Origin of the sequence: Erwinia sp. HR93 (assembly GCF_034555055.1) — a bacterium.
Classification (GTDB): domain Bacteria; phylum Pseudomonadota; class Gammaproteobacteria; order Enterobacterales; family Enterobacteriaceae; genus Apirhabdus; species Apirhabdus apintestini.
In genome coordinates this window covers 874,850-895,601 of record NZ_JAXUDP010000001.1, presented here as the reverse complement: position 1 = coordinate 895,601, position 20,752 = coordinate 874,850, and the positions used below count along the sequence as shown (strand labels likewise).

At 57.1% G+C, this 20,752-nt stretch carries 15 protein-coding genes; 9 read left to right on the top strand and 6 right to left on the bottom strand.

The window, feature by feature from the left end; all coding sequences use genetic code 11:
• Positions 1 to 37: 37 nt before the first annotated feature.
• A complete protein-coding gene (gene pitA, locus SFA31_RS04215; protein WP_322836852.1) occupies positions 38 to 1,537 on the top strand; it encodes an inorganic phosphate transporter PitA in 1,500 nt (499 codons plus the stop codon).
• A gap of 388 nt (positions 1,538 to 1,925) precedes the next feature.
• Here the strand turns inward: pitA and uspB are convergent, their stop codons facing one another.
• The gene (gene uspB / locus SFA31_RS04210) at positions 1,926 to 2,261 is read right to left on the bottom strand and encodes a universal stress protein UspB (protein ID WP_322836851.1); all 336 of its coding nucleotides are present in this window, start codon (positions 2,259 to 2,261) and stop codon (positions 1,926 to 1,928) included.
• A 384-nt stretch (positions 2,262 to 2,645) separates the two neighbouring features.
• On the opposite strand from uspB, the gene uspA reads away from it, so the two are divergent.
• Positions 2,646 to 3,083 carry a universal stress protein UspA gene (uspA, locus tag SFA31_RS04205; protein WP_322836850.1) on the top strand — a complete coding sequence of 146 codons (438 nt, stop codon included), beginning with the start codon at positions 2,646 to 2,648 and terminating at the stop codon, positions 3,081 to 3,083.
• 458 nt (positions 3,084 to 3,541) lie between these two features.
• Here uspA and rsmJ read toward each other — a convergent pair whose 3' ends face one another.
• Positions 3,542 to 4,294, bottom strand: coding sequence for a 16S rRNA (guanine(1516)-N(2))-methyltransferase RsmJ (gene rsmJ, locus SFA31_RS04200; protein WP_322839286.1), 753 nt, complete (start codon positions 4,292 to 4,294; stop codon positions 3,542 to 3,544).
• 7 nt (positions 4,295 to 4,301) lie between these two features.
• Entirely contained in the window at positions 4,302 to 6,344 is a 2,043-nt protein-coding gene (gene prlC / locus SFA31_RS04195) for an oligopeptidase A (RefSeq protein WP_322836849.1), read from the bottom strand.
• A 178-nt stretch (positions 6,345 to 6,522) separates the two neighbouring features.
• Between prlC and SFA31_RS04190 the strand changes: the two genes are divergently transcribed.
• Both SFA31_RS04190 and gorA read left to right on the top strand, forming a co-directional pair.
• Positions 6,523 to 7,365, top strand: a complete 843-nt coding sequence (locus tag SFA31_RS04190) for a 23S rRNA (adenine(2030)-N(6))-methyltransferase RlmJ (RefSeq protein WP_322836848.1) — start codon at positions 6,523 to 6,525, stop codon at positions 7,363 to 7,365.
• A 113-nt stretch (positions 7,366 to 7,478) separates the two neighbouring features.
• Entirely contained in the window at positions 7,479 to 8,831 is a 1,353-nt protein-coding gene (gene gorA, locus SFA31_RS04185; protein ID WP_322839285.1) for a glutathione-disulfide reductase, read from the top strand.
• A 219-nt stretch (positions 8,832 to 9,050) separates the two neighbouring features.
• Here gorA and SFA31_RS04180 read toward each other — a convergent pair whose 3' ends face one another.
• Positions 9,051 to 9,935 (bottom strand): siderophore-interacting protein, encoded by an 885-nt coding sequence (locus SFA31_RS04180; protein ID WP_322836847.1) that lies wholly within the window; start codon positions 9,933 to 9,935, stop codon positions 9,051 to 9,053.
• Positions 9,935 to 11,143, bottom strand: coding sequence for an MFS transporter (locus SFA31_RS04175; RefSeq protein ID WP_322836846.1), 1,209 nt, complete (start codon positions 11,141 to 11,143; stop codon positions 9,935 to 9,937). The genes SFA31_RS04180 and SFA31_RS04175 overlap by 1 nt, the downstream gene beginning before the upstream one ends.
• Positions 11,144 to 11,279: 136 nt before the next feature.
• On the opposite strand from SFA31_RS04175, the gene SFA31_RS04170 reads away from it, so the two are divergent.
• The 5 genes from SFA31_RS04170 (at position 11,280) to SFA31_RS04150 (ending at position 19,510) form a co-directional block, all read left to right on the top strand.
• Positions 11,280 to 13,025 carry an IucA/IucC family protein gene (locus tag SFA31_RS04170; protein WP_322836845.1) on the top strand — a complete coding sequence of 582 codons (1,746 nt, stop codon included), beginning with the start codon at positions 11,280 to 11,282 and terminating at the stop codon, positions 13,023 to 13,025.
• Positions 13,025 to 13,972: a GNAT family N-acetyltransferase gene (locus tag SFA31_RS04165; RefSeq protein WP_322839284.1), complete on the top strand. Its 948-nt coding sequence runs from the start codon at positions 13,025 to 13,027 to the stop codon at positions 13,970 to 13,972. The genes SFA31_RS04170 and SFA31_RS04165 overlap by 1 nt, the downstream gene beginning before the upstream one ends.
• A complete protein-coding gene (iucC, locus tag SFA31_RS04160; protein ID WP_322836844.1) occupies positions 13,972 to 15,714 on the top strand; it encodes an aerobactin synthase IucC in 1,743 nt (580 codons plus the stop codon). Before SFA31_RS04165 ends, iucC begins: the two co-directional genes overlap by 1 nt.
• Positions 15,711 to 17,087 (top strand): lysine N(6)-hydroxylase/L-ornithine N(5)-oxygenase family protein, encoded by a 1,377-nt coding sequence (locus SFA31_RS04155; RefSeq protein WP_322836843.1) that lies wholly within the window; start codon positions 15,711 to 15,713, stop codon positions 17,085 to 17,087. The genes iucC and SFA31_RS04155 overlap by 4 nt, the downstream gene beginning before the upstream one ends.
• A 233-nt stretch (positions 17,088 to 17,320) precedes the next feature.
• Positions 17,321 to 19,510: a TonB-dependent siderophore receptor gene (locus tag SFA31_RS04150; RefSeq protein WP_322836842.1), complete on the top strand. Its 2,190-nt coding sequence runs from the start codon at positions 17,321 to 17,323 to the stop codon at positions 19,508 to 19,510.
• A gap of 258 nt (positions 19,511 to 19,768) precedes the next feature.
• On the opposite strand, the gene SFA31_RS04145 is transcribed toward SFA31_RS04150, so the two are convergent.
• Complete coding sequence (locus SFA31_RS04145) at positions 19,769 to 20,746, bottom strand: nucleoside hydrolase (RefSeq protein ID WP_322836841.1); 978 nt, start codon at positions 20,744 to 20,746, stop codon at positions 19,769 to 19,771.
• Positions 20,747 to 20,752: the final 6 nt, after the last annotated feature.

The following is a 20,752-nucleotide window of genomic DNA, read 5'->3' as shown; positions in this document are numbered from 1 at the left end:
GCGCCGCGTTCATGTCCAAACAAATGGCGTAACGTCTATGCTACATCTATTTACCGGCCTGGATTTTCATACCGGATTGTTGTTGTTACTCGCACTGGGATTTGTTTTATTCTATGAAGCCATTAATGGCTTTCACGATACGGCAAACGCAGTAGCGACGGTTATCTACACCCGTGCGATGAAATCGCAGTTAGCGGTGGCGATGGCTGCGGCATTTAACTTTTTTGGCGTATTGCTGGGGGGTTTAAGCGTCGCCTATACCATTGTGCATATGCTGCCCACGGATCTGCTGCTCAACGTGGGGTCTGCGCACGGCCTCGCCATGGTGTTTTCTATGCTACTGGCGGCTATCATCTGGAACCTCGGCACTTGGTATTTTGGCCTGCCGGCCTCCAGTTCTCACACGCTTATCGGCGCAATTATCGGGATTGGGCTTACCAATGCTTTGATGACCGGCACCTCCGTTATTGAGGCACTGAACATCCCGAAAGTTATTAATATTTTCCTCTCTCTGATTATTTCACCTATCGTAGGCCTGGCTATCGCAGGCGGTGTAATTTTCTTGCTGCGGCGTTACTGGAGCGGCACCAAAAAACGCCGTCGCATTCATCTCACGCCCGCTGAACGCGAAAAGAAAGATGGTAAGAAAAAACCGCCGTTTTGGACGCGTATCGCGCTGATCGTTTCGGCGATCGGCGTCAGTTTCTCGCACGGCGCCAATGACGGGCAAAAAGGCATTGGTCTCATCATGCTGGTACTGATTGGCGTAGCGCCTGCAGGTTTCGTCGTGAATATGAACGCAACGGGCTATGACATTGCGCGTACCCGCGACGCAATCAATCACATTGAGCAATATTTCCAGCAGCACAGCGATGCGCTCAAACACGTGGTTGATATCGCTTCAGGCATTCCAACGCCTGAAGAAAACGATGCGAACAAGCCGAAAGAGTTCCACTGCGATGCCAGCCGCGCCGCAATGGCACTCAATAGCGCAAAACAGATGCTGGCTGGCCTCAATAACTACAATGCATTGTCGTCCGATCAGCGTGCGCACATGCGCCGTTTGTTACTGTGTATCTCTGATACCGCAGATAAAGCGGCCAGCCTTCCGGAAACGAAATCGGAAGATAAACGCTACCTGAAAGAGCTGAAAAGCGACCTGTTATTTACCATCGAATACGCGCCTGTCTGGATAATTATGGCCGTTGCACTTGCACTCGGCGTAGGCACCATGATTGGCTGGCGCCGCGTGGCGACAACCATTGGCGAGAAGATTGGTAAAAAAGGAATGACTTATGCGCAAGGGATGTCCGCACAAATGACGGCTGCCGTCTCGATAGGCATCGCCAGCTACACCGGAATGCCGGTTTCTACTACGCACGTACTTTCATCGTCCGTGGCGGGAACCATGCTGGTAGATGGCGGTGGGCTACAGCGGAAAACCGTGACCAATATTTTAATGGCCTGGGTGTTTACATTACCGGCGGCTATCGCGCTATCCGGCGGGCTGTATTGGCTGACGCTGCAGTTTATTTAACGGCGTTTCTGTGCTTACTCTGTCTAAAACGGGCCGCTCTGCGGCCCGTTTTTTTATTGCCAACTGGAAACCACATTCTACGGGCGTGGTCATCAACAGGTTTTGACTCTGCCCTGTTGTTTTGGGGTTTAAATCTCATAAGACTGGCAGAGACTTTTTTAAAGGATCTGGTACGCCCCCAGGGGGCTCTAAAAACCGCCTGCTATGCAGGTGGTTTTTTATTGTTAGCGTCAAACCCGTTTGGACCATTTTCTCCCGGGGACAGGAGACTGGTGCTTTCAGCGCGGCAAACTTAACGACAGAAGCAGCGCGCTTTCCTGACACCGGAAGCAGGATATCGACGGCACGATAATTTACGCAGCGTGCATCCATGGCAGAGACGCGTCGGTTAATGCCAGACAAGTAGCGCAATCAGACTCACTATCACCAGCCCGCACAGCGCGCTGGACAAAATAAACTGACGCCTAACCCGCTCACAGCGGCGAATAAACTCATCATCATGATGGCTACGATAGCGCTGCGCGTAGATATAGCGTACCAGGCGCATCTGTTTGACGGGCTGACCGTGTGAGGTGAAAAAACCGCCACCGTCCACGTACTGGTACAAAAGCGGGTCGCAGCCTCGCAGCACGACCAGCAGCGCCCGCAGTGAGGAGAAATAACGCGCCATATTAATGACACAGACAATACATAAAGCCCAAAACAGCGCAGTGGTGCTAATCATGTCTATTCCCCTATAAGCCTGCCCAGAAAGCCATGTCCGGGCCATTCACATGCAGCCCGGGTTCGGTTGAGCAAAAGGCAATACCTGAATATGTCGCGTTTATCGCCCTTCACAAGGGATATTTTAAGAGTGTAGGAGATTTCACTCTTTTTTTACCACATCGTTAAATACGATGCCGGGATCGCGCGTGATATCAACGGTATTAAAGGGCGAAAACATTGACCCTGGTAACGTCGCAGAGTACAAATACCATCTATAATTTAAGTCCTTACGCTGGACCAGGCTCTCCTGCATGCCACACGCAGGATGCGGATATACAGAGAGCGGCAGATAGTTACGCTCTCCCATATCCGATACCAGACATCTTATGGAAGGAGTAACACTATGGCTTATCAACACATTTTGATCGCAGTCGATTTATCCCCGGAAAGTAAAACCCTGGTCGATAAAGCAGTTTCAATGGCGCGTCCTTACAACGCGAAAATTTCGCTGATCCATGTTGATGTCAATTACTCCGATCTCTATACCGGGCTTATTGACGTTAACCTGGGCGACATGCAAAAGCGCATCTCTGAGGAAACCCACAGCGCGCTCAGCGAGCTGTCAACCAACGCGGGCTATCCCATCGCTGAAACGCTTAGCGGCAGCGGTGATTTGGGCCAGGTACTGGTCGATGCGATTAAAAAATACGATATGGATCTCGTGGTGTGCGGCCACCATCAGGATTTCTGGAGCAAATTGATGTCTTCCGCCCGACAGCTTATCAATACCGTCCACGTCGACATGCTAATTGTCCCACTGCGCGATGAAGAAGAAGAGTAATCCTGCACCTCATGAATAAGCACCTAGCTCTTTTTTACAAAAAGGGCCAAACTCCATCCATCCCGCACCTCTTCAACGCGCCTGGCTACGTATGGCAGTTTTCAATTCGCTAATCGCGGCGTGAATACAATGGGCTCCTGATGCACTCTTTCCACGGTGGCTAACCACCGAATCCCATCAGCAGTAAGCGCCCTGTCGCCAACCCGATCGGTACCGAACGTTGCCTTTGGTCGCTTAACACGGTCTGCAAGCTGGCAGAAATCATTCCCTTACCACTGCACGGCTATTTTTTAACAAATGCGTGATGCTTAATGCCAGCCAAAAGCCTGCCCGGCAGCCTGTCGATTTATTGTATTCAGGCAGGGGCCCTGCTGCGATGCGGGCAGCGATAATAACGAAAGGAGAAAAACGAACGCCGCAAGAATTATTGGTGCGGCGTCGTATCACAAATAAATCGACTACGCCGGCGTCCCCGGATAAATATCAAAGCGATGGCTTTTGGTAACAATCGCCGACTGCGTTTCTATGCCAGCCAGCGGCGGCGCATAATCAGGGCGCTTCACCACAACGCGCTTCGTGGCTAAACGCCGCGCCGGTGCCAGCAAACCGTCAGCATCTTCATCCGCGCCAACCAGCGCCTGAAACACCCGCATCTCTTTTTTCACTAACGCGCTTTTCTGACGATGGGGAAACATGGGGTCGAGATAGACCACCTGCGGGCGCGGGCGTAGTTCATCCAGCGCGATCAGGCTGGAAGCCTGCACCAGCGTTAGCCGCTCCCGCAGCCAGCCACCGATATCCACATCGTCATAGGCACGCCGCAGCCCGTCTTCCAACAGCATCGCCACCACGGGATGGCGCTCAATCATCCGAACCCGGCAGCCAATGGAAGCCAGCACAAATGCATCGCGCCCCAGTCCGGCAGTGGCATCGACCACGTCCGGCAAATAGCCGCTCTTAACCCCCACCGCCTTTGCCACCGCCTCGCCGCGACCGCCGCCAAATTTGCGCCGGTGCGCCATCGCTCCGCCGACAAAATCGACAAAGATTCCGCCCAGTTTCGGCTCATCGCGCTTGCGCAGCTCAAGGTGCCGCTCAGTGCGCACCAACGCCAGCGGCGCATCCAACGCATGCTCCAGCCCCTGGCGCTGCGCCAGAACGGATAAGGCTCCGTTACCGGCGCCTGATTCATCGATAAGACAGATTTTCACCCGGGCGTTAACCCTTAATGCCATAGTGCGCCAGCATTGCATCCAGCTTCGGCTCGCGGCCACGGAAACGTTTAAACAGCGTCATCGGTTCTTCGGAACCGCCGCGGCTTAGAATATTATCCAGGAACGACAGGCCGGTTTCCCGGTTGAATATGCCTTCTTCTTCGAAGCGCGAATAGGCATCTGCCGCCAGAACATCGGCCCACAGGTAGCTGTAATAACCCGCCGCATAGCCGCCTGCGAAAATATGACTGAAAGCGTGCGGGAAACGGCCCCAGGACGGCCCGGGGATCACGGCGACCTGGCTTTTCACTTCGCGCAGCGTCTCCAGAATCTTCACATCCTGAGCCGGATCGAACTCCGCATGCAGGCGGAAGTCGAACAGACCGAATTCCAGCTGACGCAGAATAAACATGGCCGCCTGATAATTCTTCGCTGCCAGCATTTTATCTAACAGCGCCTGCGGCAGCGGCTCACCGGTTTCATAATGGCCGGAGATAAACGCCAGCGCTTCTGGCTCCCAGCACCAGTTTTCCATAAATTGGCTCGGCAGCTCCACCGCGTCCCACGGTACCCCGTTAATGCCCGTTACGCCCGCTGCCTCAATGCGCGTCAGCATATGATGCAGCCCGTGTCCAAACTCATGGAATAGCGTGGTGACTTCATCGTGCGTGAACAGCGCCGGTTTACCGTTAACCGGGCGGTTAAAGTTACAGGTCAGGTAAGCGACCGGCTTTTGCAACGAGCCGTCCGCCCGGCGCATTTGCCCTACGCAGTCATCCATCCACGCGCCGCCGCGCTTGTGCTCACGCGCATACAGATCGAGATAAAAACTGCCGCGCAGCGAGCCGTCGGCATCAAATAGCTCAAAGAAACGCACCTCTGGATGCCAGACGTCAATATCGCGACGCTCTTTTGCCGTAATACCGTAGATACGATTTACGACTTCAAACAGCCCGCCGACAACGCGGTCTTCCGGGAAATAAGGGCGAAGCTGTTCATCACTAATGCTGTAAAGATGCTGCTTTTGTTTTTCGCTATACCAGGCGATATCCCAAGGCTGCAGTTCGCTCACACCGTACTCGGCCTGAGCGAAAGCGCGCAGTGCCGCCAGCTCTTCTTCACCCTGAGGACGAGCGCGCTTTGCAAGATCGGTTAAGAAATCGAGCACCTGACCGCTGTTTTCCGCCATTTTGGTCGCCAGCGACTGCTCGGCATAATTGCCAAAGCCCAGCAGTTGGGCCAGTTCATGACGCAGCGCCAGAATCTCTGCCATTACCGGGCTATTGTCCCATTTACCGGCGTTCGGCCCCTGATCGGAAGCGCGGGTGCTGTAAGCGCGATACATTTCTTCACGCAGCGCCTGATTATCGCAATAGGTCATGACCGGCAAATAGCTTGGAATATCCAGCGTCAGCAGCCAGCCCGTTTGCTGTTTGGCCTCGGCCTGCGCTTTAGCCGCGGCCAGCGCGCTTTCCGGCATGCCGGACAGTTCCGACTCATCGGTAATTAATTTCGACCAGCCCATGGTAGCGTCCAGCACGTGATTGCTAAACGTTGAACCAAGCTCAGACAGGCGAGCGGCAATTTCGCCATAGCGCTTCTGCTTTTCCGGCGCCAGGCCAATCCCGGACAGATCAAAATCACGCAGAGCGTTATCTACCGCCTTTTTCTGTGCGGTATCCAGCGTGGAATAGGCTTCACCGTCGCGCAGGCTGCGATACGCCTGATACAGCCCGGCGTGCTGGCCAACCCACGTGCTGTATTCTGATAATAGCGGCAGCGTCTGTTCATAGGCCTCGCGCAGTTCTGGGCTATTTTTCACGGAATTCAGGTGGCTTATTGGGGAAAAAATACGCCCCAGACGGTCATCGACCTCCGCCAGCGGCTGGCACAGATTTTCCCATGTATAAGGGCCACCCTGCGCCACTACGCGTTCCACCGCCTCCCGACACGCCTGCAGCGCCTCGGTCATCGCGGGTACCACGTGCTCAGGCTTAATTGCAGAAAATGGCGGCAGCGTAAATGAAGACAGTAATGGATTTGTCATAGGTTCGGTCCTGAAGAGTTATGGGTTTAGCGCATCATGCAAGCGACAATACCCTGTAGCATGAGGGCGGATACGCCAGATTTCAATGCCCGGACGCCATACATGCCGTAAACCGTGACTTTACGATATACTGGCGGCATACGTTGTTTGATCTTCACTATTGGGAAATCCAGCCCGCATGCTCAGTTATCGCCACAGCTTCCACGCCGGCAACCACGCCGATGTTCTGAAACATACCGTCCAGAGCCTGATCATTGAAGCGCTCAAAGAGAAAGAAAAACCCTTTCTGTATATGGATACTCACGCAGGCGCCGGACGTTACCAGCTTACCAGCCCGCATGCGGAGCGCACCGGCGAATATCTGGAAGGCATTGCCAGGATTTGGCAGCAGGATGATACGCCAGCGGAGCTGGAACCGTACCTTAGCGCCGTCGCGGCCTACAATCGTCAGTCTCAACTGCTGTACTATCCCGGTTCACCGCTCATTGCGCGCCATCTACTGCGCCCGCACGACAAATTACAGCTTACGGAACTGCATTCCAGCGATTTCCCGCTGCTGCGCGCCGAGTTCCAGAAAGACGAGCGCGCCCGGATAGAGCGCGCTGACGGCTATCAACAACTTAAAGCCAAACTGCCGCCGCCATCGCGCCGCGGTTTAATTCTGATAGACCCACCCTATGAAATGAAAACTGACTACCAGGCGGTGGCGGACGGTATTCATGAAGGATATAAGCGCTTTGCGACCGGCGTTTACGCGCTGTGGTACCCGGTGGTGATGCGCCAGCAAATCAAACGCACGCTTCACGCGCTGGAAGCCACCGGCATTCGTCGCATCCTGCAAATCGAACTGGCGGTGCGCCCCGACAGCGATCGGCGCGGCATGACCGCCTCCGGCATGATAGTCATTAATCCGCCGTGGAAGCTGGAACAGCAGATGGCAAACGTACTGCCCTGGCTACACCGCAAGCTGGTGCCCACCGGCACCGGCCACGCCACGCTTTCGTGGCTAGTTCCGGAATAATATAGCCACAGCAAACATTAAATTTCTTTGCATTGCACGGCGCGCTGCGGGTGCGCCATACATTAACCACCGGCGGCGCACGCGCTATCGGCGAAACACACAAGGTAACGGCCATGACGAAACATTACGACTATATTGCGATAGGCGGCGGCAGCGGCGGTATCGCATCCATCAATCGCGCGGCGATGTACGGTAAGAAATGCGCCCTGATAGAAGCCAGTGCGCTAGGCGGCACCTGTGTCAACGTCGGCTGCGTGCCGAAAAAAGTGATGTGGTATGCGGCGCAGATTTCAGAAGCCATTCGTCACTACGGACCAGACTACGGGTTTGACGTCACGCTTAACCGCCTGGACTGGGCGCGCCTGGTCGCCAGCCGCACCGCCTACATTGACCGCATCCACACCTCTTACAACAATGTGCTGGGCAAAAATAGCGTCGACGTTATCCACGGCTTCGCGCGTTTTATCGATGCCCATACCGTTGAGGTGAACGGCGAGTCCATCAGCGCCGATCACATCCTGATAGCCACCGGCGGGCGCCCCAGCCATCCACACATTCCCGGCGCAGAATATGGCATCGATTCCGATGGTTTCTTCGCACTGCCGAACCTGCCGCAGCGCGTCGCGGTTGTCGGCGCGGGCTATATCGCCGTCGAACTGGCGGGCGTCATTCACGGCCTTGGCGCCGAAGCGCATCTCTTCGTACGTAAACACGCGCCGCTGCGCAGTTTTGACCCGCTATTGGTCGATACTCTGGTGGAAGTGATGAATGCAGAAGGGCCGCATCTTCATACCCACGCGGTGCCCCAATCAGTAACCAAAAATGACGATGGCAGCCTGACGCTAACGCTGGAAGATGGCCGCACGCAAACCGTGGACTGCCTGATTTGGGCCATTGGGCGCGAACCGGCCACCGACAACCTGAATCTGGAAGCAACGGGCGTCGAGCGGGATGAAAAAGGCTATATCATCGTCGATAAGTGGCAAAATACCGGCGTTAAGGGGCTGTACGCGGTAGGCGATAACACCGGCCATATCGAACTGACGCCGGTCGCCGTCGCCGCCGGTCGCCGCCTCTCGGAGCGCCTGTTTAACAATAAGCCGGATGAACGTCTTGATTACAGCAACGTGCCCACCGTGGTCTTCAGCCATCCGCCGATTGGCACCGTCGGCCTGAGCGAACCGCAGGCCAGGGAAAAATTCGGCGACGATGCGGTAAAAGTTTATACCTCGTCATTCACGGCAATGTATACCGCCGTAACGTCCCATCGCCAGCCGTGCCGCATGAAGCTGGTCTGCGTCGGTAAAGAAGAGAAGATAGTCGGGATCCACGGCATCGGTTTTGGCGTAGATGAAATGCTGCAGGGTTTTGCCGTGGCGCTGAAAATGGGGGCCACGAAGCAGGATTTCGATAATACGGTTGCCATCCACCCAACCGGCGCGGAAGAGTTCGTCACCATGCGCTAACGCGCGGTATTTCTCAGGCCGACGCCGTCGGCCTGAGAATTTATCTTATTCGCCCGCCGCTCATGGCTTCACCGCTAACGCGTCGCCTCAAACATAACCAGACAGGCGCATCTCCCCTCTCTCACCCCGTTAAACCTCTCGCCAGGATTTATCACTCTTTGGCTCAGCGGGTATTATAGTCCGGTGTACGGCGCCGTCAGGTAATGAGATAACTGCGCATTACCCCGCTTTCCCCTGCGCCCAGTACGCCATGAAACTGGCCGCCGAACTGTCCAGATGATACTCATCCAGCAGGCAGCGACGCAGGCGCTTCACGGTGGAGGATTCTCCCGCCACCCAGGCGCTAAATTCGCGCGGATGCCCGGCACGCGTCCAAAGTCGCGTCTCTTCATCGAAAGACTCACTGATTTGCTGGCCGTCTCTACGCGCACAGGCGGGGATATCCACGTGGCGCCGCACCGCGTTCAGTAATCCTTCGCCGCGCACGGTGTCGCGTTCCCGGTGAATCCAGTGAACCTGCGCGCCGGCGCAGCCTGTCGGCTGTTCATCCGCCCGCAGCGGCACGTCAAAAAACGCCTGAACCGAAGGCGGCTGCGCGCAGCGCGCCAGTTGTTCGAGAATGCCCATCGCCGCCGGCAGCGCCGTCTCATCGGCAATCAGTAATACGCGCCGGGGCGACAGCGCTTCGGGCCATTCATAGCCGCCGCTATCCTGTTCCACCAGCCCGTTTGGTGCCACAATCTGCAGGCGGCTGCCCGGCCGGGCGGTCTGCGCCCAGCGCGAAGCCGGGCCGGTCATGCCGTGTAGCGCAAACTCCACATCTATTTCCTGCTCGCGCGGGCGCAGCGCGCGCAGCGTATAAGTGCGCATTATCGGCCGAATGTCCTTCGATAGCGCCCGATATTGCTGATACCAGTCATCGCTCACTGGCATAGCGGTCTCTGTCCCTTCACGGGCGGGAAAAAGTAATTTAATCCGCTGATCCGGCGCTTCTCGCTTCATCAATGCCACCTCTTCGCCGCTAAATACGCAGCGTAAGAGCGAAGGTGTGATGGCAACGCGGCGCGCCAGCGTTACATTAAAAATCCGATAGCCCGTTGCCATTATTGCCTCTCCTGCCGCGGGCTTTGCAGCCATAATCCGCCGCACAGCGCCAGGAAACAGAGCGCAATAACCAGTGCGGCACTTAGTAAATACTGCTCCCCGTAATAACCGGTAATAACCGGCACCAGCAGCGCGCTGGCACCATAGCCAAGCGTGTGGCTGGTCGCAATAGCGCCCGCGCCTTTCCCCGTCGTTAACCGGTCGTTTAGCAGTAACTGATAGCCCGGCGTCGCCATTGCCGCACCAAAGGTCGTTATTGCGATACCGGCATACATCATTGCCGGACTGTCGCCGTTCATCACCGCAAGCCCGCCCGCCATCGCCAGCGCGGCCACGCAGACCAGCGCCTGCGCGCCGAGCCGCTGCGGACGCACTACCACAAACTGCGCTAACAGCGTGCTGGCGGCAGCCAGACTTAATAACAGCGCAACGTGATGGCTCACCTGCGTTGGGTGCTGCGCCAGCATCGGCTTCAGCGCCGGCGCCAGCCCTAACTGCATCAGGCTGATGCAGGCCGCCAGTAGCAGAGCCAGCAGTAAATAAGGCAGCATGGATAGCTGCAGGCGCACCGCCTGCGTCGCCGTCGGGGGCAGCGGCGCAGCGTCGGGTTGACGCACAATCAGCAGCAGGGCCAGCAGCGGCGCGCAGGCCATGAGCCACAGCGGGGCCAGCGGGTTCAGGCTTAGCGCCGCCGCCGCCAGCGGCGGCCCCAGCAGGCGCCCGCAGCTTAAGCCAGTGCTTATCGTCGCCAGCGCCGCCATACGATGCGCCGCACCGGCGCGCTGCATGGCCCAGGTTTGCGCGGCAGGCACCATTCCGGAAACGGTGAGTCCATACAGCAGCCGTGAGGCAATGAGCCCGGCGAATCCCCACGAAACCGGCAGGTAGCCGCCCGCCACGCCCCATACGGCGAGCGCCATTATGGCAAAGCTACTCAGATAACCGCCTAGCGCCGCCAGCACGACAAATTTGCCGCCGCGCACTTCTATCTGCCGCCCCCACCACGGCGAAGCGGGCAAAAACAGCATGGAACCAAGTGTCAGCAATCCGGCCCACACTGAAAGCGATAAGTGGGTGGCAGTAACGAGCTGCGGCAGCATTACCAGCAGGCCATTTTGCCCGACGCCCATCAATCCAGCGCACAGCGCCAGCGTCCAGCTTGATTTAACCGGTTGTACAACGCGCGCTGTTTCAGAGGAAATGCCCATAAATCGTGAATATACCGTCAATAAATGTGGGGAAATATTAATTTAGTGAAAATTAATATCGCAAAAAGTATTGCCAGTGTAAATGAAATCTCTATCATAACGATAATCATTATCAATTATGGATAAGCTTTGCTCTATGAGTATTCCAACCCCTACTGCAAACGTGGACGTCGCGGCCCAGTGTTTCCTCAACGCCCTGCTGCGTGAAACCCATGACTGGCAATATATTCCCGCCACCGCCGATAATTCCATCGCTGAAATCCATATTCCCTTACCTGCCAACGGCGCGCTGCGTATTGGTGTACGCTATTTTTCCCCCACCGGGCACCATCACTATCACTTTCCCGCACGCGCGATCGGCGCCCGGGCAGACCGCAGCGAAACGCTGGATTTCCAGCGTATGACGGCGCTGATTCTGACTAAGCCCAATGTTCGAATGAATCTACCCGATGACGTTATCGCCCGCTTCACACAGCGGGTTTATCAAAGTCACGCCCATACCTGGCAGGCGATATCTCTGCGCCACCGCTGGCACGAGCTGCGCACGCACGCACTCAATTTCGCTGAAGCGGAACAGGCGCTGCTGGTCGGGCACGCCTTTCACCCGGCGCCGAAATCTCACGAACCGTTCAGCGACGCCGAAGCGCGGCGCTACCTGCCGGACTTCGCCTCTCGCTTTCCCCTGCGCTGGTTTGCCGTCGATAAACAGTACATTGCCGGAGAAAGCCTGCAGCTACCGCTGCGCGCGCGCTTACTGCGCTTTGCCGCCCAGAGCGCTCCCGGCTTACTGGAGCACTTTACCGATCGGCGCTGGCTGATACCGATGCATCCCTGGCAGGCGCAATATCTGCTCGCACAGCCGTGGTGTCAGGCGCTGGAGCAGCGCGGCATGCTCGCCTGTCTTGGCGAAGCCGGCGCCGCCTGGCTGCCTACCAGCTCTTCACGTTCTCTCTACTGCGAATGCAGCGACGATATGATCAAATTTTCGCTCAGCGTTCGCCTGACCAATTCCGTGCGCACGCTGTCCGTCAAAGAAGTGAAGCGCGGCATCCGCCTGGCGAAGATGGCGCAAACGCCCACGTGGCAAACCCTGCAGGCGCAGCATCCGACGCTGCGCGTGATGCAGGAAGATGGCTGGGTGGCGCTGCGCAATCTGAACGGCGATATAGAAGAAGAGAGTCTGATGGCGCTGCGCGTCAATCTCCTGCATGCCACCCCGGATACCCAAACCAACGTGCTGGTGAGCCTGACTCAGGCAGCGCCGGACGGCGGCGACAGCCTGCTGGCGGCGGCGGTAAGGCGCCTCAGCCAGCGCCTGAATCTGCCTCTCGCTCAGGCGGCGCGCTGCTGGGTGCAGGCCTATTGCCAGCGCGTACTACTGCCGCTGTTCAGCGCCGAGGCCGATTACGGGCTGGTCCTGCTGGCGCATCAGCAGAATATCCTGGTGGAAATGCATGAAGATCTGCCGGTGGGCATGCTGTATCGCGACTGCCAGGGCAGCGCCTTTACCGATACGGCGCACGACTGGCTGGCGCAGCAGGGTGAGCAGGAAGCGGAGAACCGCTTTACGGAAAACCAGCTACTGCGCTACTTCCCCTACTATCTACTGGTGAATTCAACACTTGCAGTCACCGCCGCCCTCGGCGCAGCGGGGTTTGCGCAGGAAGACGCGCTGATAGCGCAGGTGCGCGATGCCCTCATACAGTTGCGCCTGCGGGTGCGCAACACGCGCTGCCTCGATTACGTACTCGACAGCCCGAGCTGGAACTGCAAAGGCAATTTCTTTTGTTACCTCAACGACTGTAACGAAAACACCCTTGCCGATCCGGCCACCATTTACTTCGATTTTGCTAACCCCTTTTATCAGGAGGCTGACGCATGATGCCCGTCGCTTCTATTGTTCATGATGCCGGCGGCTTTCGCTGCGCACGCCTTAACGCGCCGCTGCCGCTACGGCTGGGCCTGGACGGCAGCGCCATCCTGCCGCCGCTAACCGCCCTGCCCGACGGCTGGCTGGTTGAAGCACTGGATCAACTGTTCATTGCGGCCCCCGCGCTTACCGGCATAACGCTTCCCTGGCGGCTCTGGCAGGATAACGCCCAGGCGCAGCCGTTATTTACCCTGGCGCAAAGCGATTATCTGGCGCGCGAAACCTTCTGGCAGCTACCGCTTTGGCTACGCGGCGGGCGCACCGCCGCCGGCGAAACGATGGTTTGGGAAGCCGAACGCCAGCTTTATCATCCCCGCCGCCCTCCGCGCCCGGAGGGCGAGGTTTATCGTCGCTACGATGCGCGAATTAAACGCACGTTCAGTCTGCGCGTAGTGGACCTCCGCCAGGACGCGGAGCGCTTTACCCGCTGGATGAATACGCCGCGCGTTAACGCCTTTTGGGAAATGGCCGGACCGCAGGAAGCACAGGAAAACTACCTGCGGCGACAATTGGATCTCGCCCATGCGTATCCGCTCATCGGCTGTTTCGACAATGAACCGTTCGGCTATTTTGAAGTGTACTGGACGGCGGAAGACAGAATTGGCCGCCACTATCGCTGGCAGCCTTTCGATCGCGGGCTGCATATGCTGGTAGGCGAAGAACGCTGGCGCGGCGCGCCGTATATTCGTAGCTGGCTGCGCGGCCTGAGCCATTATCTGTGGCTGGACGAACCGCGCACCGGGCGCCTGGTCGCCGAGCCGTGCTTCGATAATCAGCGGCTGTTCCGCCATTTACCGGAAGCCGGTTTTAGCACAGAAAAAGAGTTCGACTTTCCCCATAAGCGCTCGCGGCTGGTTATCAGCCAGCGCGATCGTTTCTTCCGTGAGGTGGCGCTGTGATGTCGCAATACTGGAGTCGGGTTAATCGTGAGATGGTGGCTAAAATCCTTGCCGAGCTGGAATACGAGCGGGCGCTCACGGCCCGGGAAACCGCCGCCGGGCGCTGGCAAATCGCACTGGGATCAACGGTCTGGCGCTTCACGGCCCGGCGCGGGATTTGGGGTTGGCTGCATATCGAGCCTGATAGCATCGCTGCCGACGATGGTCGCGCACCGGAAGCGGAGTGCGTGCTGCGCCAGTTAGCCTCAGTGCTGGAAATGACGGACGCGCAAACCGCAGAGCACCTTGAAGATTTGTACGCCACGCTGCGCGGAGATATCCGGCTATTGGAAGCTCGGGAAGGCCTGGCCGCAGAGGCGCTTATCGCGCTGGATCCGGACGAACTGCAGTGTCTGTTAAGCGGGCACCCCAAATTTATCTTCAATAAAGGGCGCCGCGGCTGGGGTCTGGACGCGCTGCGCCAGTATGCCCCGGAATACCGGGGCCGCTTTCGCCTGCGCTGGGTGGCGGTGCGGCGCGAAATAATGACCTGGCGCTGTGACCCATCGTGCACGATAGAAACGCTGCTGTTGAGCGCGCTGGACGCCGATGAATATCGCCGTTTCCAGCAGCACTGGCAGGCGCTCAACCTGGACGATGGCTGGATCCCGGTGCCGCTGCATCCGTGGCAGTGGCAGCAGAAAATTGCGATACACTTTTTCCCGCAGCTCGCGCGCGCAGACATTGTCGATATGGGTGAATTTGGCGACGCCTGGCTGGCGCAGCAGTCGCTGCGCACCCTGACCAACGCCAGCCGCCGGGCAGATTTTGATATTAAACTGCCGCTCACCATTTATAACACCTCGTGCTATCGCGGGATCCCCGGGAAATATATTGCCGCCGGGCCGCTGGCTTCCCGCTGGCTGCAGCAGCAGTTCGCGCAGGACGATACGCTGCGGCGCTGCGGCGCGCAGATCCTGGGCGAGCCGGCAGCGGGTTATGTGACGCATACCGGCTACGCGGCGCTACCCTCTGCCCCGTACCGCTTTCAGGAAATGTTCGGCGTCATTTGGCGTGAAAGTCCCGCCCGCTATTTACGACAAGGCGAGCAGGCGATACTGATGGCGGCACTGATGGAATGTGATAACGACGGCGTACCGCTGATTGCGGCCTGGATCGCACGCTCAGGGCTGGAAGCATCGGTCTGGCTGACGCGCCTGTTTCAGGCGGTGGTTATCCCGTTTTATCACCTGCTGTGCCGCTACGGCGTGGCGTTAATTGCCCACGGTCAGAACATTACGCTGGTGATGAAAGACGGCGTGCCGCAGCGCATTCTGATGAAAGATTTTCAGGGCGATATGCGGCTGATCGACAGTGATTTCCCGGAGACGGCCACGCTGCCCGATGAAGTGAAGGCGGTCACCGCGCGCCTGAGCGCCGATTACTTGATTCACGACTTGCAAACCGGGCATTTCGTCACGGTACTGCGGTTTATTTCACGCCTGACCCTGCAGTGCGGTATTGATGAAACCCAGTTTTACCAGCTGCTGGCGGCGGTATTGCGCGACTATATGGCACAGCATCCCCAAATGGCCCGGCGTTTTGCTCTTTTCGACCTGTTTAAGCCACAGATTATTCGCGTGATCTTAAACCCGGTCAAACTGACCTTTTCTGAACAGGATGGCGGCAGCCGCATGCTGCCCAACTATCTTACCGATCTCGACAACCCGCTCTATCTGGCGACCCGGGAGTCCGCTCAATGAAAACTTACGATTTTATCGGCATTGGTATTGGCCCGTTTAACCTGAGTATTGCCGCGCTGGCCGAAGGACTGCCCGGCTTTAGTACGCTGTTTCTTGAACGTAAGCCTCGATTTTCCTGGCATCCGGGCATGATGGTGCCTGACTGCGCTATGCAAACCTGTTTTTTAAAAGACCTGGTAAGCGCGGTGGCCCCCACCAGCCGCCACAGTTTTTTAAATTATCTGGTGCAGCATAAAAAGTTTTACCGCTTTCTCACCACCGAGCAGCGCGCCGTCTCGCGCGAAGAATTTGCCGACTACCTTGGCTGGGCCGCAGAGCGCCTGGATAATCTGGCGTTTAATAGCGCAGTGCAGCGGGTCAGCTTTAATGACGAGGCGGGGGTATTTGATATCGAGACCCAGCGCGCCCGTTTTCGCGCCCGCCATTTATGTATTGGTATCGGCAAACAGATAAACCTGCCCGCCTGCGTTATGCAGCAGAGCGATAGCTGCTTCCATGCCAGCGAAATGGCGCTGCGCGCGCCGTCGCTAGAAGGCAAGCGCGTTACAGTGGTTGGCGGTGGCCAGAGCGGTGCCGACCTGTTTCTAAATATTTTCCGCAGCGAATGGGGGCAGCCTGCCCGCCTGGACTGGGTATCGCGCCGTAATAATTACAACGCGCTGGATGAGGCAGCCTTCGCCAATGAATATTTTACCCCTGATTATTTGGAAAGCTTCGCCACGCTGAATGCCGACGCGCGCCGACGCCTGCTGGCTGAACAGAAAATGACCTCGGACGGGATTACCGCCGAAGCGCTGCTGACGATTTATCGCGAGCTGTATCACCGTTTTGACGTACTGCGTGAAACGCCCTGGGCGCAGCTTATGCCCTCGCGCTCGGTAACGCATCTGCGCAACGTCGGCAGCTCACAGCGCCTAACGCTGCAACACCATCTCGACGGCGGAGAAGAGCACCTGGAGAGCGACATTGTGATATTTGCCACCGGCTATCGCACATCGCAACCTGAGTTTCTCGCGCCGCTTGCAGCCCGAATCAGGTCTGAGGAAAACGGTGAGTTCAGTATGAATACTGATTTCACGCTCGCGTGGGACGGCCCGGCGGCAAACCGCCTGTTCGCCGTCAATGCGGGTATGCACAGCCTGGGAATAGCCGAGCCGCAGCTTAGTTTAATGGCGTGGCGCGCGGCGCGGATCCTCAATGCCGCGCATCCCGATAAGCCGTTCGATATCGCGACTACGCCCGGCATTATTCACTGGCGTAGCTGTCCGGAACAGAACGCCGCGCCTGCCCGCCCAGCGGAGCCAAACGCGCCAGCTCTCTCCGGCGATACGCGCAGCGGAGTTTCACGCCCGGAATGGACGCGCACAACATAGCAAAGACGGGCTGCCCCGTAAAAGCGTCTTATCACCAAACGCGGCGGTGAATACTGGCGTCAACGAAAAGCCGTAGCACATCGCCCGTTACTGAAGTGCAGCGCGATGCGTGGGAATGCGACATATAGCCTTTTATGCACACCGGCCAGCGTGCGGCCCTAAATCACGCGCCTTCGCCGATGGAGCGCGCGCCAAACTGATAGCAACCATTAGATACTGGAAACATAACAACAATGAAACGTTCTTATTTTTGGGTTTTAAATCCGTGCTTACTGGCAATGCTCTCTTCCGGCGCATGGGCGAATGATGGAAAAGAAGAACAGCTGGTGGTCTCCGCGAGCCGCGCCCACCGCAGCGTGGCGGATATGGCCCAAACCACGTGGGTGATTGAACAGCAGGAAATCGAACAGCAGGTTCAGGGTGGGAAAGAGTTAAAAGACGTACTGGCGCAACTGATCCCCGGGATGGATGTCAGCAGCCAGGGTCGCACCAACTACGGGATGAACATGCGTGGCCGTTCGATGATGGTCATGGTCGACGGCGTGCGCCTGAATTCATCGCGCAGCGATAGCCGCCAGCTTGACGCTATCGATCCCTTTAATATCGAGCGGGTCGAGGTAATTTCCGGCGCGACCTCTCTGTACGGCGGCGGCAGCACCGGTGGGCTTATCAATATTGTCACGAAGAAAGGGCACCCTGAGCGCGAAGTTGAATTTCAACTCGGCGGTAAAAGCGGGTTCAACAACAGCGACGATCGCGATGAAAATGTCGCGGCAGCGATCGGCGGCGGCAATGACACCGCATCCGGGCGGCTGTCGGTAGCCTATCAGCGCTATGGCGGCTGGTACGACGGCAACGGTGACGCTTCAATTATTGATAACACTCAGACCGGCCTACAGTACTCTGACCGTATCGACGTGATGGGTACCGGCACGCTGAATATCGACGCACATCAGCAACTTCAGCTTACCGCACAGTATTACAATAGTGAATCTGATGGCCGGCACGGCCTGTATCTCGGCAAGGACTTCTCGGCGGTAACCGGCGCAGGCCGCGCCAGAAACCAGGGCAACCTGGACGCAGACAGACTGCCCGGCACCCGCCGCCATCTGCTCAATTTGCAGTATTCGAATACGGATTTCTGGGGCCAGGATCTGGTAGCTCAAATTTACTACCGCGACGAGAGCCTCTCTTTTTACCCCTTCCCGACGCTGTCGAAAGGCGTTGTCACCAGCATCGGTGCCTCGCAGCAAAAGACCGACTTTTACGGCGGTAAACTCACGCTTAATAGCAAGCCGCTCGATAATCTCGGCCTGACCTGGGGCGTTGATGTCGATCATGAAAAGTTTGACGCTAACCAGCAATTTTTCGATTTGGATAATGCGGCGCAAAGCGGCGGCATGCAGCTCGATAACGCATATAAAGTGGGACGCTATCCCGGCTATAGCGTTACCAATCTCGCCCCATTCTTACAGGCGAGCTACGATCTCGATGCAATAACGTTTAGCGGCGGCGTGCGCTATCAGTATACGGAAAATAAGGTCGAGGATTTTGTAGGCTATGCGCAACAGCAGGGAATTGCCACCGGGAAAGCGACTTCAGCGGATGCGGTACCGGGTGGGAAAACGGATTACCGTAACTTCCTGTTCAACGCGGGAGTACTGGGGCGATTGACCGAGCGCCAGCAGCTGTGGTTTAACTTTTCACAGGGATTCGAAATTCCTGATTTAGCCAAATATTACGGCGCGGGCAACTACCAGCTTGAAAATGGACATTACCGGCTGGTTGACAGCGTGAATGTCAATGACTCCAGACTCGACGGGATCAAAGTTAACTCATGGGAGCTGGGGTGGCGCTATACCGGCGATAACTTACGTACCCAACTGGCGGCCTACTATTCGTTATCGGACAAGACCATCAATATCAATAAAAGCGATATGACCATTGCGCTGGATGACGATAAGCGGCGTATTTACGGGCTGGAAGGCCAGGTTGACTATTTCTTCAGCGACAGCGACTGGAGCGCCGGTGCCAACCTGAATTTAATTAAGTCCCAGACCCGGCAGGACGGCAAGTGGGAAAAGCTGACCGTGGATAGCGCCAGCCCGTCCAAAACCAGCGCCTGGGTAGCCTGGGCGCCCGGCAACTGGAACCTGCGGGTACAAAGTACCCAAACCTTTGATGTATCCGATGCTGATGGTAAAAAAATTAGCGGCTATAACACCGTCGACGTGCTGGGAAGCTATGCGCTGCCGGTGGGTAAATTAAGCCTCAGCGTGGAAAACGTGCTGGATAAAGAGTACACCACAGTATGGGGGCAGCGGGCGCCGGGGCTGTATAGCCCGACCTACGGCTCGCCGGATTTATATACTTATAAAGGCCGCGGGCGCACCTTTGGCGTTAATTACTCGGTGCTGTTCTAACCCGTATGCGCCAGCCGCTATCGCATGCTGGCGCATTACTTGATGAGCATTCGAAAAGACCCGGCCTTTTTTTGTCGCTCTGCCACGGTATAGAGCAAAGGCTCCGTAGCAGGCATCCGCCGACGGTGGTTGATGCGTGCATTCATCCATTAAAGCTGCCTTTTAACGCGGCGGCGCATGCCCCAGAGTAAAAAGAGTTACTCGCCTCTGCTGACGTATTGCGCCAGCGCGCGATACGTCATTACACGGCCTCACCGCTTATTGCCCGGGGTTTTGCAAATATCGCGTTAACAAAGCCAGCAGCCGCGCATTATCAACGCGGGTCAAAATTTGCACCGGCGCGCCGTGCGGCTGTTTAATGCCGATATCGAGTCGCAGATGCCCGTACCGGCAGGTCATCCCGCGCGCGATGCCTTCCAGCGCGACATCGAGATAGTCTTCTTCGCTTTCACATAATGAGGGTTCGAGAAGCCAGGCTACGGTCAGCGCATCATGGATCCAGCATCCCGGTAATTTGCGGGTGCGCATCGAGTAATTGAGCCACGGGCGCATCGTCTGCTCCAGATAGCGGGTATACGGCGTTTCTACCGCAGCAAGCGCGTCCAGATCGGCATGCACCAGCTGCGTGCGAGTGGTGACATCCAGCGGCGCCAGCGTTACCGGAGCACCACTGGTTAATACAATATGCGCCGCCTCTGGGTCTAACCCAAAGTTGGTGTCTTTCAGATAGCCCGGCACATTAAATACACCGCCCATAATCACAATACGTTTTACGGCGCTCGCCATTTCAGGAAATAGCCGCATCGCCATCGCTACGTTGGTCAGAGGCCCAATCGCGATCAGAGTTATTTCCCCGGGATTCTGGCAAATGAGCTCGCCCATCGCATAAGGCGCCAGCGGCGATGGCATCGCCACGCGCTTCGGCTCACGCACCCCTTGCCACAATTCGCGCAGCCCTTTGGCATCAACCGCGCTGTCCAGACGCGTGCGCCACACGGAGGAGGGTTCCAGCAATGCGCTGGAGGCTCCGCGAGCCACTGGCACCTTAGCCCCCAAGCGGCGAACTAAATCGCAGGCCACGGTATAACCCACATCGCAGGATGTATTCCCGGCAACGGTGGTAATCAGTTCAAGGTTAATTTGCGGAGCCGCCAGCGCTAACGCTAGCGCGAGACCGTCATCTACATTTGCTCCGGGAATTCCGTTGCCCGGATCGCAATCAATAATTACACGCATAATCCA